This window comes from Pseudomonas sp. St316 (assembly GCF_018325905.1).
Taxonomy (GTDB): Bacteria; Pseudomonadota; Gammaproteobacteria; order Pseudomonadales; family Pseudomonadaceae; genus Aquipseudomonas.
Genome location: NZ_AP021901.1, coordinates 5,570,416 through 5,584,731 on the forward strand (window position 1 = coordinate 5,570,416; position 14,316 = coordinate 5,584,731).

Below are 14,316 nucleotides of genomic sequence, written 5' to 3' on the forward strand. Positions count from 1 at the left end.
AAGTAATTGTGACGCCTCATTAGGCTTACGGAGAACGCCTATACATCTGGGCAATAAAGCTAACCAACAAAGGCTCAGCCTTTTCCGAAACTAGCCTTGAATCATTTACCGTCAAAATATGCTCACCAATAGAAGCATGGGCAATAGCGCAGCGAAATCGATAAATAATATAAGCTGTTGATTTCTGCAAATGGTCTAACGTCCAACCAAATCTGGCTTTTTCAATACTGGCTTTATTGAAGGAATGTTTAGAATGAGCGATAAACTCATTTCGTTTCTGTATATTATCGTTAAACGCCCAAGGAAACCCATCTTTCTCGTAAGCATAAAGAAGTTCATCTATCACCGCATCGTGGGATGACGTGCGAAAAAAAACCTCCAGACTACATGCTAACGAGGATTCGTCGGTCCAGTATTTCTTTATCAATCGCAATAACCGTTGATACTCGCTATTATTATACGTAGCTAAAAGTTTACCGACCCCTTTTAAATCGGCCCCAAGGGTTTTTATATCCTCGACCAAATCGTAGTCAAAGCTAAGCTCCAGCAAATGAAATAGCGCCAAATAATGGCCAAGCGGCGTCGAATCATATATTGCTCGCAATGTCGCAGTGCGGTGATCCGAAGTGGGAAGTTGAAGATTAGCAATCGCACGTATAGAGCTGACCCCCGTTATCTGCCCATTGAGCTCAAGTGGAGTATCATGGGAAAAACCGCCCCATATCGCACTTGAGCTCTTGTACTCTTCAATATAAATCTCATAGAACACAACCTCCAAAACAACATAATCATATTTAAATAAATAGTCAAATACCTGCAATTCTTCTAGATCTTCGGACCTAGTATCCCGCAGATAGGCTGCAGCCAACAAAGCCGAAGCTTCTCCGTAGGTGAAAGCCTCGCCTTTACACGACAAAAGATAACACTTGGCTATTGCATGTGAGTCGAGATCCATTTTGAAAGTTTCATTTCTCTGATAACGGGTCGAAAGATGGAGGATAGGTATGGCTATATAGCCATCTACTGCGCACTCCCCTTGAAATTCCGAGACCGCGAGACTAGCATCAATCTTCAAATCTTCAAAAGGAACCTGCCGAACTAAATCCGTGTAGTTCATTACTCCGCCTCACGTTCCCATATATCACGCAAAGGAGTTTGCCCTTCGTCTCTAAAAAACTCTTTAAATGATACGAATATTAGTTTTCGGGTTGCATATCCTATATTCGTTTTGCGGCTCGGAAACCCCGAAATAATCTCCTGAAAGAGATTCAACCCTAACGACTCTTCTGACTGTTCTGTCGCTATATCTGATGTAACTTTTTTAAGAGCAGTTTTTATGCGCTCCTGCCTATCGGGCGTAGAACCGAAATCTGCGGCCGCTGCAAAAAAACCATTAATAGTATTTTCATTTCCAAGCCAGTTGGTAGCTGAAAGCCCGCCATTCGCTGGCTGTGTATCCTCTACAGCATCGTCAAGATCGCAGTAAAATCTAAAAAAGTTGACGAAGTCACCAAACTGAATACCAAACTGTTCTACATCCTGTTGAAGAACGGCTTGTTCACTTAGTCGTTGCGCTACCACGTTTTGCTTGTCTACTTCTGGGGACTTTAAAAGATAGGCATGATAGCCGCTTGAAATTTTATCCAAAGAATATCTACGCGATCTCGTTCGCCGCCCCCTTCAACCTCTGGCACCAATTCCAGCCCTTCGATCTCTTTCATCAAAGTAGCTCGTAAGCTTAGTGACAGAATTTCAATTTGATGCCGCATTGACATCGGCTTTTGACCCGCATTCAAGACAATTATTCGATAAATAAGATGATCAAGATCCGGCTCGGCTCTTATCTCAAGATGAACGAGTTGCTCTGGTGGAAAGGTATGTCCGCTCTCAAGTATTTCTTTCAAAATAAATGTTCGCTGCAACCCATCTAGAATATTTAAAGGAGCCGACTCCAATAACAAATCCTTCAGTTTTCCATGATCTCCTGACTCCACAGCCTGCTTTGCTCGCACTGAGATCTCTATGGGTAGAGCAAGAGTAATCGTGGGCAGAAGTGTTCCATTTATAATATCTGCCTTCAATCTTGTGTATGCAGTAAATTTTTCCCGCCGCCTTTGAATGGAAAACGAAGCAAATTCATCTCCAACAAGCGAAATATAATTCGGTATATCGCATTGAGCATAAATTACAGGTGTTGATGTTCGTAAATCTTGCGCCGTGCCTAGTACACTGAGTTCCATATCTGCGTCCGCCTGAGGTAAATATTTTCTACGATAGAACTCACTTTACCTTTACTTTCCTTACCTTGGGAAGCCGGCAGCGTTTTAAAAAGGTATTCCACTCTGTCAGCTACCCATACCCGGAGGGTTCTTGGTGCAAGCGGCGAGAGTATCCGCTTACCGACGGAGCTCCAGGATCACGCCCCACTCAAGAAGGCCTAAGCTCGCCAGTTTTTTTACCAGCCTAACCTCAACCCATTCGCAGCGATGTAACGGGGCTGCAGATAGGCGCTCTGGATCGCTACAAGCGTCGCAGGCGCATAACGGTAGATCTGCATGGACGTGCTTCTTTCGGAAGCCGGCCAGGATGATATTCAGCTTATTGGCGCTAGAGAGGGGCTGTAGCAGCGTGCGCATCGCGTTGTATTGCTGCTTAGGCTATCAAGCCCCAGTAGTTGAGTGCCTCGCATCCGATTCATCGAGTCTCATGATCGCATTGTTGCTTCATTGAGTCAGGATGCAGAATTCATTCGTGCGCCTGTGAGAATTACCTCTAACGGTGTACCCCCGCTGTATCCTTAACTCTCTTGCAGAAAAACTCAATAAAGCCGGAATAAATCAATCCAGTTCAAATGGCTTCGGCCTGTCAAAACTGCCTATACACCAATGAGGGCGGCCCACAGCGCAAAGCGGCGCTAATGAATTTGGATCAACCAAGGCCAGATTCTCGAATGGATTGCACGAGGTCGCATAGATTCTCGATACAAGGCCAGCACCCACGATCACGTATCCCTATATGTATCCCGATATAGAAAACCGCTCAGTAAGCCTTGAATTTACTGAAATATTATAGTCTCCCTTGAAAGGAGGTCTTGCTAGGTAAGACCTCCTTTCTACTCAGGCAGCGTGTAGCTCTGCTACCCTACCTCACCTCAACAATATCCAAAGCCCGATTCGCCAACAGCTCACTCACCTCAATCACCTGCAAAATCCCCAACGCCACGTGCCGCCGCGACCCATCCAAATCAAACGCCAAATCACTGATCATCGCGTTCGCCGAAGCCAGATTCTCACTGAGGTTCGCAAGCAAACATTCAGAATCCACCCCCGGATCAATCCGTAAAATAGAATCGGACTTATCAGACGTTTCCCCCTTAGGCTTGGGTTTCAAATAGTAATCCAGGGCACGAGTGGCCGCTTCGTCGAGTTTTTTATTGCGAGCCGATTGGGCACGAGACGTGGGTTCATCTGTAACTGGAGGATTCGGTGTAATTTTGACCATGGTCCTAGCTCTCTTTGGTTGAGGCTACGACCCGCTCGCGACTAAACGATTGGGAGGCAGCTGTACGCAGGTTAGTCGACCGACGAGCTAAGAAATCGGCGCGCCCGGAGGCGCCCTGCGCACAGCCACCATCAAGTGCAGGGATGGGGATACCTGACTGATGGACGCTTGAGCGACTTAGCAACGACGGGCGACTAAACCCGATCACTGATGAGCAGTGACAGGACTCAAACTACCGACGCAACCCAAGGCGAACAAGCCGGCGGATTCTGGCGTAGTTGTAGGCAAAGGCGCAAGGCGACGTCGGCTCGCGAGTTGCGGTTGCCCAATGACTGACAGCCCCATCTGATACTTCAAATTGTTCCGGTCCCTCATAGCCAGCCCTACCTGTATTGAGGAAACAGGAACAACCACTTCAAGAAACCTCCTACATCGCGCCCCTCTCTCCCCGCGTTAGCGTCTGTCCTGCCTTTACCGGACGAGACTCACTACGTGGCGACACGCAAAAAAGACATCCCTCAGGTTCGAAACCCACCCGGCGGCGACGGGCATCACGTCACCTATCGGGACATGACCGCCAGCGAACTGGCCGAGCGCGAAGCCCGGCAGTTGGCTTACGAAGCCATGCTTGCCCGGCAGGCAGCCTATGAGCGAGAGCGCTGGGCCACGGTGGATAACAAGCCGCTGTCCACCGTAACCGGAAGCGTTTTCGCCAAGAGCTGCAAGCTCCCCAACGGCATCATCGATTACAGCAACCCCAACGGCTACGTCCCGGCAGACCTGGTCAAACAGTACGGCGATCTCATGTGGCTCGGCGGCCGGAGCGCCGATCCATCCGGCACCATTCCCCTCAAGCGGATCGGTGCGGGTACGGTTCCCGTTACCTTGGGCAGGCTCGCGCTGGGTGGTTCGGCGACTTCCTCGGCTGCAGTCGCTGGCGGCACCGTCGGCGCGGCCCTGCTGACAGGCATCGTTGCCCTGCTCTGGCCTTCCAACCTGGGCGACAGCGCGCTCTATAGCGAAGACCAGCTACGCGACCTCAAGCAGGCCCGCAGCCGCATGCGCCTGAGCGTCGAGCAGCAGGCCGACGGCAGCCTCAAGGGCTACGGCTTTTACACCGGCCAGCATCGCGACTGGGAAATGGTGGACGTTGTCCAGTTCACACCGCGAGCCGATCAGTTCATCGCTGACCTGGGTGATGGCATTGAACTGATCTGGACGCCGGCTACCAATCCGGCTGACACCCTCGGCATTCCTGCCTTGGAAGCGGCGCCCCAGGCGCCGCCTATTTGGATCTATCCGCCGACGCCGATGGCTGACAGCATCATCGTCAATCCGATCTATCCGCCGGAGTACAAGGATTTCATTCTGGTGTTTCCGGCGGAGTCGGGGGTTCGGCCGGTTTATGTGGTTTTAAGCGTTCGTCGAAAGGGTTTGGCCGAGACCGGCCACGACTATCATCCAGCCCCGAAAACCCATGAAATTATTGGCTTCCCTGGATTGAAGAGAGGCAAGAAAAAAACACCTGTACAAGGAGGTGGCGGCCTGCGGGATCGCTGGTTTGATGCGAAGGGCAGAACCATTTATGAATGGGATTCTTCACATGGTGAATTGGAAGCCTATCGTGCGAGTGATGGAAGTCACCTAGGAGCCTTCGATCATATTACTGGCGAGCAGACAGACGGCCCCAAAAAAAACCGTAATATCAAAAAATATTTGTGAGGATCAAATGGGACTCAAACTCAGACTTGAATGGTATGGCAAGCAAACCGAAACCTACGAAGGGGAAGAGTATTCGGAAGACTTGGGTGATGACGGCTCTGTCATTGAAGCCCTAGGGATTCCAGTCGAAAACAGCATAAACAACGGGGGGGTTGATGTTCCCCAAGAATGGGTAAAAATTCTCCAACCTCACTTTCGACACTCAATTGATTGGAGTAGCTACGACTACCAGATTGCTTTCGACTATCGAGATACCTGGTAGCCACTGAAGCTGTAGCCAATAAAAAGAGAAAAGCAGATTCACGCCAGCCATATAGAGGCGTGCGGCTCACCCGAGCAGCTATTGCTTCAGGTCTTCAATCAGCTTACCTACCGCCAAATCAGCCACCCGGGAAAACGCCGCACGCGCAGCTTCAGGATCGGTGGCGTACTGCTCCGGGGTGTAAGCGATGGTGTTGCTTTCATTGAATACCGAAATGGTATTGAAGTTGCGCCAAACCGAGGTGCCGCTGCGTTTCATGGAGGCGTTGACGCCAATGACGGGGTAAAGCACGGTGCTGTAGTTTTTCAGGCTAAGCCCCCACTGCGAGACCATGATTTCAACATCGGCGTCCGCCCTCTCACCCTGCGCCACGAGGGTGAACAACCCTTCTTGCTTGATGCGCCTCTCGAAGCTTTCACGCACCAGTTGGCCCACATCGATACCGTGAGCCTGCATGTTGTTCAGAATCAACTGGGAAATATCTGCCGTCGCGCCGTCGGCCACCTTGGTGCCCGCGACCGAACCGGCGCCTGCCAATGCGCTCGTGCCGACGCTCGATGCCCCGGCGGCCATGCCAGTCGCGGCGCCTGCTCCGGCCCCCAGGCCGGCACCCCACGCCTGGGTCATGCTCGTGTATTTGAAGTTTTCTACCGCAAAGTACACGGGAAGGATCTTGATCGTTTTGATCTGGTGGCGGTCTTCAACGCTCAAAGACTTGGTTACGCACCCGGAAAGCAGGGCCAGCGAAAGCAACGCGAAAATCAACTTTTTCATAGGTGAGAAAACCGATACCTGATGAATGAGGCTCGTGGCGCCATGACCAAAAACCGTTTCAATAGAAGCGGTCTTCTTCCTTCATGCGATAAATGCTTCCGAAGGTCATGAAGGAGATCCCGAGGAATACCAATGTCAGCAACACCCCGCCAGCCATGACGAAGAAGCTGGCGCGATAAGTGTGTAGCTCGGTGGCGATACTGCTGATTTGGGGGAGCCAACGTGAGTACAGCAGGGGAACGTCACCCCCTACTTCGTACTGATCATGTTCGTTATAGCGCTGGTCCATGTATTCGTCTTCATGGACTTGTTGATCACCGTCGGTATACCGGTAATGAATGATGATCCCGTTTTCATTCATCGGGATGCTTTCCAGTTGCGTCACGGTGCCTTTTACCTCGACAGCGCTCCATTGAACTGCCCCATAAATGGTTCCGGAATGTTTTGCCAGGGAGGCTAGAAACAACAACACGCAGCAAGCTACGGTAAGCAGGACGATTCGGTTATACAGGTGGTCTTTTTCAGCTTCTCGTGGGTAAAACATGCTCGATCCTTCGCGTGAAATCTTCCGCAAGCCTATCGGCGTTCGACCGGACAACTTGAATTTTCTCCAGCGCTTTCCCTCATTTCTTGAGGTACCGCCAGGAGGGAAAGCAAGGATTTGTTTGGGTAGTCATTTCTTGTTCTAGGACTGGGCACCAGGCACATGTTCATCGGTAACAGGAAGATTCGGCGTAAGCGCAAGGCGATGTGGCCTGGTAAGGTTCGCTTGCCCGGTATTATCCGACAACCTGTTCTGACGCTGTTTTTATCCCCTCTAGTAACCTGCAACGCATGTGTTTATCGCCGGTAGCAGCATGATGAGCTTCTTGCCTACTTCGACTTGGCGCTCCAGCGGGACCAACGTTTGCTCATAGGCAATCCGCTTCTTTGTCGCCTCCTGAGCGGCGTTCAGTTTTCCTGCGCCCCTCATGGAGAATCCCGCGACGCTGGTACTTTCATCCGTCACTTTGCTGGTGAGGTCTGCTTTCGCGGTTTCCTCGTTAGCCAAGGCTGCCTGCTGTTCTTTCACTATGGCCCTGAAGTCACCGGCTTTTACAGGTTCATTCTCGATGGACTGTAGACGGGTAATGAGACCTTCCTTGACCTTGAGCGTCGCTTGCACCATGCCGTCGGGTAAGGCGCTCGCCGCTTCCTGGGTCTCTTTGCTGCCTTGCTGGATGGTGCCCCACAGCACCTCCTTGTCGTTTGTGGTCTGCGCGTGAGTGAGCATGCACTCCAGCACCTTGCGAGCGCCGGCGTAGGAGGCGTATTGGATGTTGTACTGGTAGCGATCAGATGCAGCTATACCCAATAACGACAGTCCTGCCCCGGTATTCATCAGGCCAGGCTGGCCTGCCACAGCGCCACCAACGGCCGCAATGGCGCCTATCGACGTATAGTCGCCGGTAGCCCAATCCAACCGCCCTCGATCCAGCGAATGCTTGTTTATCAGCTGGCGCAGGGCTTCTGCGTGTTTTTGGGCGATGCTCATTTGCGCGTAGTGGCTAGGATCAGGGGCGAGGACTGGCGGCGCAAAGCCGACAACGTCTTCGGGTGGCAAAGGCCAACTGTCATGGACCGGAGACCAAGCGCACCCGCCCAAGAGAAGCGATGCTGCACAGAGTAAGACAACACCAGTATGGTAGGGCTTCATGAAAATCCTTATGACATAAGCAACGCGGCTCTCTCGCAAGATAGTTCACGCCCCAATGCTGTCAAACCGCTACCCCTAAAATATCCAACCTATCGCCGTCGGCACTTCAGCTTATTGCCAAAAGTGAGGAGAGACGATTAGACAAGCGAAGCGGTACGGCTATATTCACAAGGCTTTCATCCTGAATGGATTTGAATCCATCGCTGTAGATCCTGCCGGAGATGACGTAAGCATCCGAACCGGACTCATCTCCTGTTCTGAGATAATTATGCTCGGACAAAGGAATTCCCCATGGCCTTAGTCGACCCTAGAAATAATGAGTACGACGTTTCCAAACTACAGAGCGCCAGCATTATCGGGCACGTAACCACTCATTCCGCACGCATTTGGATTCGAGTCTATAAACCAGGGAACTGGAGCTTGGTTTGGTCAAAAAAAATAATTGAAGGAGACTTGGTAACGCTTGCCGGCAAGCCGTTGAAGGATTTTTTGAAACCTTTTGACTGCGCCTATGAGTCACATGACTTCAACTGGAACGATGATCTGACCCACACATTTGACCTAGAAGGTTTGGATCAAGATACGGCTTACTATTACTATCTGATGACCGACGAGACGGACGGTACGGAAACATTTCGCAGGACCGAAATCGGCTGCCATAAATCACTCTCTTTTAGAACCATGGCTGACAAGATGCTTGATTTCAGCTTTGGTTTTTATAGCTGCCATGATCCGTTTAATGCCAATGGAAGTTATGGCGCCTGGCCTCTATTTTTGGAAAAAATGGATATTTCGAACGCCCGGTTCTCTATAGGCGGTGGCGACCAGGTTTATGTTGATTGTCAAGACAGCAAGCACTTTCCCGATATCTGGGAGTGGTTAAAAGACAACAAAGATGATCTGATAACCGAGAGCTCCACAAAAGGAAAACTTGACACTAAAAAACTTGATGCGTACCTGCTCAATCTATACCGCTGGTACTATCGGGTGTACTGGAAATTTCCGCACCTCCAGGAAGCATTTTCCAAATTCCCGCAGTATATGATCTGGGATGATCATGAAATCATGGATGGCTGGGGTCTCGCACGGACTCAGAGAGAATTGCAATAATTTCGAGGTTTTTCGAGCGTGATGACAAAGTAACAGACCGAAAACTGGTCAACTCAATGTGGACGGCTGCGCGGACTGCTTACTTCGAATATGCGCATAGCCACAACCCTGAGACTGGCGTTTCTAAAGATCTGTTAAAAAAACCAGAGTCCTGCATCTGGGATTATAGTTTTGATAAGGGAGGGGTTCCATTTTATATGCTTGACATGCGTGGGCATCACGACGTCGAAAGCCCCGAAAATAAGAATTTTATTCTTGGAACAAAACAAATCGAACGATTCGAATCGTGGCTGAAAAGTAACGAGAGTGCATCCTCGCCCCTATTATTTGTGGTTAGTCCGGTACCATTTGTTCATTGGAAGTCTGTTGTATTGACGGCGGGATCATGGATAGATTCAGCGAAAGATGACTGCATGGATGAATGGGATCATAGTAGCAATCATGCAGAGCGCAACCTCCTGCTTGACTACATTTTTCGTACACTAGATGAAGGCGGCAAGACGCTTGTATTCATAAGTGGCGATGTTCACTGTGCTGCGGCCTTTCGACTAAGCCACGACAAATATCGTAAAGCCAGTATTTATCAAGTCACCTCAAGTGCTATTTCCCGGATGCCGGCTGGTCAGTTTGCCGGAAGCGGCATCGCGAACTCAGGAAGGATCAGCGGCCATGACTCGATCTATTTTGAACATCTTTTCAGTCACTCGGAAGATAAAAACTTTGCGATTTTCCATGTGACGGGCGGTGCTTCTGCCTCTGTAGACCTGTGTTGGCCTGGTGGCACCCAAGGAGAGGCGGTGGTGAAGACGCTCCGACTTCGATAGCCGAATCGATCACCTATTCTGACGCTGTCCCCTCTCCCACAGGCAGGCCTCCATGATCCAATGCAAACGAGCCTATGAAACAGCCAGCGCCGAGGACGGCGTACGGGTTTTGGTGGACCGCTTGTGGCCGCGTAATTGTCGTAAGGACGAACTCCCCATCGCGGAGTGGCTGCCGGAGGTTGCGCCTTCCCATGAGCTGCGCAAGGCGTTCAAGGCGGGGGCTGTTTCGTTTGAGCAGTTCAAGGTGGCCTATCGCAAGGAGCTGGCTGCACAGCCGCAGTGTTGGTGGCGGTTGGTGGATGTTGCACAGGGTGGCAACCTGACCCTGGTGTATGCCGCCAAATCCGCGGTCGAGAACAATGCCGTGGTGTTGGCTGAATGGTTGGAGGATGAGGTGGAGAAGCGGGCAGACGCGAGTTCACCGGTTTGTTATCGATCCGAATTCGCCGGCCATTGATGTGAACTGAACTCCATTCCGATCAGTGAGCTGCTGCTCCTTGGAACGCACCGAATTCATCCTCGTGATCAAACTCCAACAGATAGCTCTCGGTCACATGCCCGCCGGGAGCGACGTAGCTCGCCAGCAGCGCGTGCAGGTCGTTGCACAGGTCGGTCCGCGATTGATAGGCGCCGACGCCGTAGTTGGGATCGAAGAGTCGCCCCGTCTGGCCGTCGTCAAAGGACGCTGCGATAGCGTGACCACCACCGCCCTGCGGGCCATCGACGTAGTAGAACGAAATAATGAAATGACGGGGCCCGAGCCTTTGATGGATATCGAGGATAATGTGGCTGGCAACGCCACCGAGGTAGCTCTCATCGCCGCTCGAACCGCGTCCGATGATCACCTCGGCGGTGATATCCAGCGCCGCCCTGACACCGAGAAACATATTGGCAGTCAGCCCCTGCTGAGCCTCGGCGATCTCCTCCTTTCTGGCCCGCAACGCATCGACACAGTCATAAGGCGCACCGATCGCGACCCAGAGCGTACTAAAACCGAAGCACACGCCCAGGCCGTCCCCGCCAAACCAGGGAATCGCCCCGCCGAATAGAGCGCCTTGGCCTTCCCATCTTGTGCTCTGGTGCGCTCGTGGGAAGGTGAACATGGGGGAGTGCTCCGGGAGGATGGTGTCTGTCAACGGTAGACGAGGGGTAGCCGGGGCGCCATTTATGCGGGGAGGAAATCTGCCAGTCGTTTTTCCTGGTGCACCGGGTTGTAGGGTTTTGGGGCTGCTGCGCAGCCCAGCGGGAGCAAGCTCCCTCGCCACGGGTTGGGGGTTGCCTGGGGTGGGTGGCGGGCTTGTGACGTGGGTGGCGTACTTTTTTGTGGGGTGCGGCTAAGATGGCGCAGAGGCGAAATCACAAGGAAGGCTGGCGTGATGCAATCCCGTTTCGATCCACTGGTTCACATCGATTGGAAAACACCCGGCAGCGACTTGCTCGGGCTGTTGCAGCATTACTATCCCGACCTCGGTGTGTTTGCCGGCCCGGGGTTCGAGGCGTTGTTGGATGAGCTGTCCAACGAGATGCCCGAAGTCTGCTTCGACGTGCTAGCGCCGGTGTTGGCGGCTCAGGGTTATGACTTGTGGAACCTGGATGCCGGTGGCGACGACTATCGGCCGGTGGTTGTTCCGGCCGATCAACGCGAGGCGTTTGCCCAGCACTGGCAGGGCCAGCGCGGCGAGCCGAGGTTCACGGCGAGTTTGATCGCGCCGCCGGAGCCTGCCGCCATCGAACGCAAACCGGCCAAAGCCAAACGCAGCAAGGTGAACTGGCTGCAGGAAGTCCATGACTATCCCGGCGCCACCTATGTGCATGAGTACAACTACCGCAACGGTTGGGCCGCCATCACCGAGCAGGACGAAGACCAATGGTTGTGCTTCCTGATCGATTACAACCAATGGCCGCCCGCCGAGCAGGACATGCTCGAACACCGGACCGATGGCGTGGACGGCGCGGACTTGCAGCTCATCGATGCCGATGCCCAGCGCAGCCTGTGGAAACGTCGGGCATACGCGGCGATTACAGCGCGGATGACCGTTACCAATACGAAATTCGGCACGGCGATGAGATCGCGGCGTTCGGGCCGGCCGAGGTCCAGTGGCCGGAGTTTGAACAGCCTTGTGTGGTGGTGGGTTCGGAGATATTCGAACGCCAGCGGATTTACGAACCCGAGCATTTGACGCGGATCTGGCGGATCACGGCGGACAGCAACGAGGTGATTTTCGAGCACGCGGATGAACTGACGATCCTGCCCGTCGGCCCTGGTCGCTTGCTGTTCATGCAGCACAACGGCCCGAAGTGCTGGGTCTGGAATCAAGACTCACCGCACCAAGCCATCGCGGCCCAATCGATGCCCACTGAGGCCTATAAGCTGCGGGCGTCTACCGCGTACCTGGGGGGTGACGAGGTTCTGCTGTTCAGCGAAGGCGCGCGGCAGAATGTCGAGCATTCGGGTTATCAGGAGACGGTGTTGTTGGCGTGGCGCTTCAACTTCATGACCGGCACTGCGACGAAGGCGACATTGGACGGTTTCGGCAGTGAGCTGCGTCAAGACACGCGCCTGCTTGTCACGCAACCCAAGCAGGTCATTACGTTGCGCACGTTTCATGGGCAGCTTCATGTATCCCGGGGGCATGGGGATTGGTGGGTATGGGGTTATCGCACCAACACCTTTGGCACACAGACGCTGGCGTGGTTCTGGAATCAAAGCAGCGATGAGGTGGTGAAGCTGTCGAGCAAGGACATCCCGCGCATTAAACCGGATGTTCGTTATGTGCCGGGGCAGGATCGGTATCTGGCGTTTGAGACGGAGTTTGTGGCGCGGTTGCCGGGGTTTAGTGAGATGGTTGAGGCCAAGGGGCGTGAGGTTTTGGTTTTTGAGTGAGGTGGTTTGCCCACCGCGCGCCTTCGACCGCTCGGCTCTGTAGGAGCTGCCGAAGGCTGCGATTTTTTGATCTTGATCGTTCGCTCTAGACTCAACGGGCAATGAAAGATCGCAGCCTCGTTGCACTCGACAGCTCCTACACACAGCCCAGCGGGAGCAAGCTCCCTCGTCACAGGTTTGCTTAAACGCACAGCAACCCACGAAACCCGCGCGCCGCGTAATACGACTGCACGCCATTGTGGTAGATGAACACCCGGCCATAACGGTAGTCGCCAAAAATCGCCCCATCGAGCGAGCGAAGCGCTTGAGGGGTTGCCAGCCAACTGGATGTCTTGGCATCGAACTCGCCGAGCTGTTGCAGGGCTCGGTACTGCTCTTCCGTCAGCAGGGCGATGCCCATGTCTTCGGCCATTTCGACGGCACTGCCTTTGGGCTTATTCTCCTTGCGTGCGTCCAGGGCTGCGCGGTCGTAGCAGAGGCTTCGGCGACCGGTTGGGCTTTCCTTGGCGCAATCGCAGAAGGTGACAGCGCCGGTTTTCGGGTCGAGGCCGATCACGTCTGGCTCGCCGCCGGTGGTTTCCATGGCGTGGAGGGACTTCAGGGCTTTGGGGTTGTTTTCGAGCCGGGTTTGGACGTCGGCCCAGAGGATATCCGGGTGACGGTTCAGGTTCTTTTCGAAACGGGTTTTCAGGGTTTGAATGAGGTTGTCTTGTTCTTGTTTTTTCATGGGTTCGAGTGTCCGTGGATGATCGGTTGCTCGGGATATGCACCACCACGCTCGAACACCAGCGCGAATGGCACTTTTTACGCGAAGCTACGAAGATTTTCCGCTCAAGCAAGGGAGGCTCATACCCCCTCGAATTGCGAACAGACGGAGCCTCCCGTTGAGATTCGAGCGGCGCATACTCCTACTCAATTGAGATGCTGAGTCATGCCCCAAATGGTTATAGAACATGCGTCAGACGTTCCGCTGAGTTTTCGTCCGGTTAACCTCAACCAGGACAGCGACCTTTGCGTGCATTTCTTTGAGGACATGCTGCTGTGTGCGTTTGGTTGCGCACAACAGCTTCATGGCCCCGATGGTAAGCAGCGTTACCTTCAATCTCTCCAAGAAAAAGCAGCCGAGCTTCCTGGCAGCATTGTCCATGCCTGGGATGAAACACGGATCGTGGGCCAGATAGAAATGTCACTGCTGAAGGCAGAACCTACAGTGGGCTACATCCATTTTTTCTACCTCACCCCTGAGTGGCGATCCCGCGGTGCAGGGAAGTTGCTGCTGGCCCACGCCACTAACTTTTTTGCAGGGCTGGGGTGCGAACGGATGAGGTTGTCTGTGAGCGAAACGAACCACAGGGCAGCGCGGTTTTATAGGCACCATGGTTGGATTGATATCGGGGCCAGGCAAGATAAGCCGGAGCTGCGTTTGCGCTTGATGGAAAAGTCATTGGCGTCATACGGGTATGATCAAGACCATTCATGAGGCCTTCGGTCTAGCAGCTGGACGAACAAAATCGGCTGGTCGTTTCCACACCTTACCCAGTTG

Annotated in this window: 17 protein-coding genes; 8 read left to right on the plus strand and 9 right to left on the minus strand. The window is 53.0% G+C overall.

What is annotated here, in order from left to right; translation table 11 throughout:
- Nucleotides 1–25: 25 nt before the first annotated feature.
- The 4 genes from KI237_RS24950 to KI237_RS24965 all read right to left on the minus strand — a co-directional run bounded on the left by KI237_RS24950 (nt 26) and on the right by KI237_RS24965 (nt 3,501).
- Complete coding sequence (locus KI237_RS24950; RefSeq protein ID WP_212797476.1) at nt 26–1,117, minus strand: hypothetical protein; 1,092 nt, start codon at nt 1,115–1,117, stop codon at nt 26–28.
- A complete protein-coding gene (locus KI237_RS24955; RefSeq protein WP_212797477.1) occupies nt 1,117–1,647 on the minus strand; it encodes a hypothetical protein in 531 nt (176 codons plus the stop codon). Before KI237_RS24955 ends, KI237_RS24950 begins: the two co-directional genes overlap by 1 nt.
- Nucleotides 1,608–2,240 carry a hypothetical protein gene (locus tag KI237_RS24960; protein WP_212797478.1) on the minus strand — a complete coding sequence of 211 codons (633 nt, stop codon included), beginning with the start codon at nt 2,238–2,240 and terminating at the stop codon, nt 1,608–1,610. The genes KI237_RS24955 and KI237_RS24960 overlap by 40 nt, the downstream gene beginning before the upstream one ends.
- 901 nt (nt 2,241–3,141) lie before the next feature.
- A complete protein-coding gene (locus KI237_RS24965) occupies nt 3,142–3,501 on the minus strand; it encodes a DUF6124 family protein (protein WP_212797479.1) in 360 nt (119 codons plus the stop codon).
- A 492-nt stretch (nt 3,502–3,993) separates the two neighbouring features.
- Here KI237_RS24965 and KI237_RS24970 point away from each other — a divergent pair, with 492 nt between their 5' ends.
- The gene (locus KI237_RS24970; RefSeq protein ID WP_212797480.1) at nt 3,994–5,223 is read left to right on the plus strand and encodes a colicin E3/pyocin S6 family cytotoxin; all 1,230 of its coding nucleotides are present in this window, start codon (nt 3,994–3,996) and stop codon (nt 5,221–5,223) included.
- A gap of 7 nt (nt 5,224–5,230) precedes the next feature.
- Nucleotides 5,231–5,485 carry a colicin E3-like toxin immunity protein gene (locus tag KI237_RS24975; protein WP_212797481.1) on the plus strand — a complete coding sequence of 85 codons (255 nt, stop codon included), beginning with the start codon at nt 5,231–5,233 and terminating at the stop codon, nt 5,483–5,485.
- Between the two features lie 78 nt (nt 5,486–5,563).
- Here KI237_RS24975 and KI237_RS24980 read toward each other — a convergent pair whose 3' ends face one another.
- From KI237_RS24980 to KI237_RS24990, 3 genes are all read right to left on the minus strand, one after another.
- Entirely contained in the window at nt 5,564–6,259 is a 696-nt protein-coding gene (locus tag KI237_RS24980) for a lipoprotein (RefSeq protein ID WP_212797482.1), read from the minus strand.
- A 58-nt stretch (nt 6,260–6,317) separates the two neighbouring features.
- Nucleotides 6,318–6,803 (minus strand): DUF3592 domain-containing protein, encoded by a 486-nt coding sequence (locus KI237_RS24985; protein ID WP_212797483.1) that lies wholly within the window; start codon nt 6,801–6,803, stop codon nt 6,318–6,320.
- A 273-nt stretch (nt 6,804–7,076) separates the two neighbouring features.
- Nucleotides 7,077–7,793 (minus strand): hypothetical protein, encoded by a 717-nt coding sequence (locus KI237_RS24990; protein WP_212797484.1) that lies wholly within the window; start codon nt 7,791–7,793, stop codon nt 7,077–7,079.
- Between the two features lie 453 nt (nt 7,794–8,246).
- On the opposite strand from KI237_RS24990, the gene KI237_RS30785 reads away from it, so the two are divergent.
- From KI237_RS30785 to KI237_RS25005, 3 genes are read left to right on the plus strand one after another with little or no spacing between them, the layout of a single operon-like run.
- Nucleotides 8,247–9,065, plus strand: a complete 819-nt coding sequence (locus tag KI237_RS30785) for an alkaline phosphatase D family protein (RefSeq protein WP_212797485.1) — start codon at nt 8,247–8,249, stop codon at nt 9,063–9,065.
- Between the two features lie 44 nt (nt 9,066–9,109).
- Complete coding sequence (locus KI237_RS30790; RefSeq protein ID WP_283246322.1) at nt 9,110–9,889, plus strand: alkaline phosphatase D family protein; 780 nt, start codon at nt 9,110–9,112, stop codon at nt 9,887–9,889.
- 52 nt (nt 9,890–9,941) lie between these two features.
- Entirely contained in the window at nt 9,942–10,346 is a 405-nt protein-coding gene (locus tag KI237_RS25005) for a DUF488 domain-containing protein (RefSeq protein WP_212797487.1), read from the plus strand.
- 22 nt (nt 10,347–10,368) lie between these two features.
- Here KI237_RS25005 and KI237_RS25010 read toward each other — a convergent pair whose 3' ends face one another.
- Nucleotides 10,369–10,992 carry a YopT-type cysteine protease domain-containing protein gene (locus KI237_RS25010; RefSeq protein WP_212797488.1) on the minus strand — a complete coding sequence of 208 codons (624 nt, stop codon included), beginning with the start codon at nt 10,990–10,992 and terminating at the stop codon, nt 10,369–10,371.
- Nucleotides 10,993–11,265: 273 nt separating this feature from the next.
- Here KI237_RS25010 and KI237_RS30645 point away from each other — a divergent pair, with 273 nt between their 5' ends.
- Both KI237_RS30645 and KI237_RS30650 read left to right on the plus strand, forming a co-directional pair.
- Nucleotides 11,266–12,069, plus strand: a complete 804-nt coding sequence (locus KI237_RS30645) for a DUF6630 family protein (protein ID WP_502937138.1) — start codon at nt 11,266–11,268, stop codon at nt 12,067–12,069.
- A gap of 35 nt (nt 12,070–12,104) precedes the next feature.
- A complete protein-coding gene (locus tag KI237_RS30650; RefSeq protein ID WP_249410666.1) occupies nt 12,105–12,773 on the plus strand; it encodes a hypothetical protein in 669 nt (222 codons plus the stop codon).
- 181 nt (nt 12,774–12,954) lie between these two features.
- Here KI237_RS30650 and KI237_RS25020 read toward each other — a convergent pair whose 3' ends face one another.
- Complete coding sequence (locus tag KI237_RS25020; RefSeq protein ID WP_212797489.1) at nt 12,955–13,500, minus strand: DUF4256 domain-containing protein; 546 nt, start codon at nt 13,498–13,500, stop codon at nt 12,955–12,957.
- A gap of 204 nt (nt 13,501–13,704) precedes the next feature.
- Between KI237_RS25020 and KI237_RS25025 the strand changes: the two genes are divergently transcribed.
- The gene (locus tag KI237_RS25025; RefSeq protein WP_212797490.1) at nt 13,705–14,253 is read left to right on the plus strand and encodes a GNAT family N-acetyltransferase; all 549 of its coding nucleotides are present in this window, start codon (nt 13,705–13,707) and stop codon (nt 14,251–14,253) included.
- Nucleotides 14,254–14,316 lie beyond the last annotated feature (63 nt).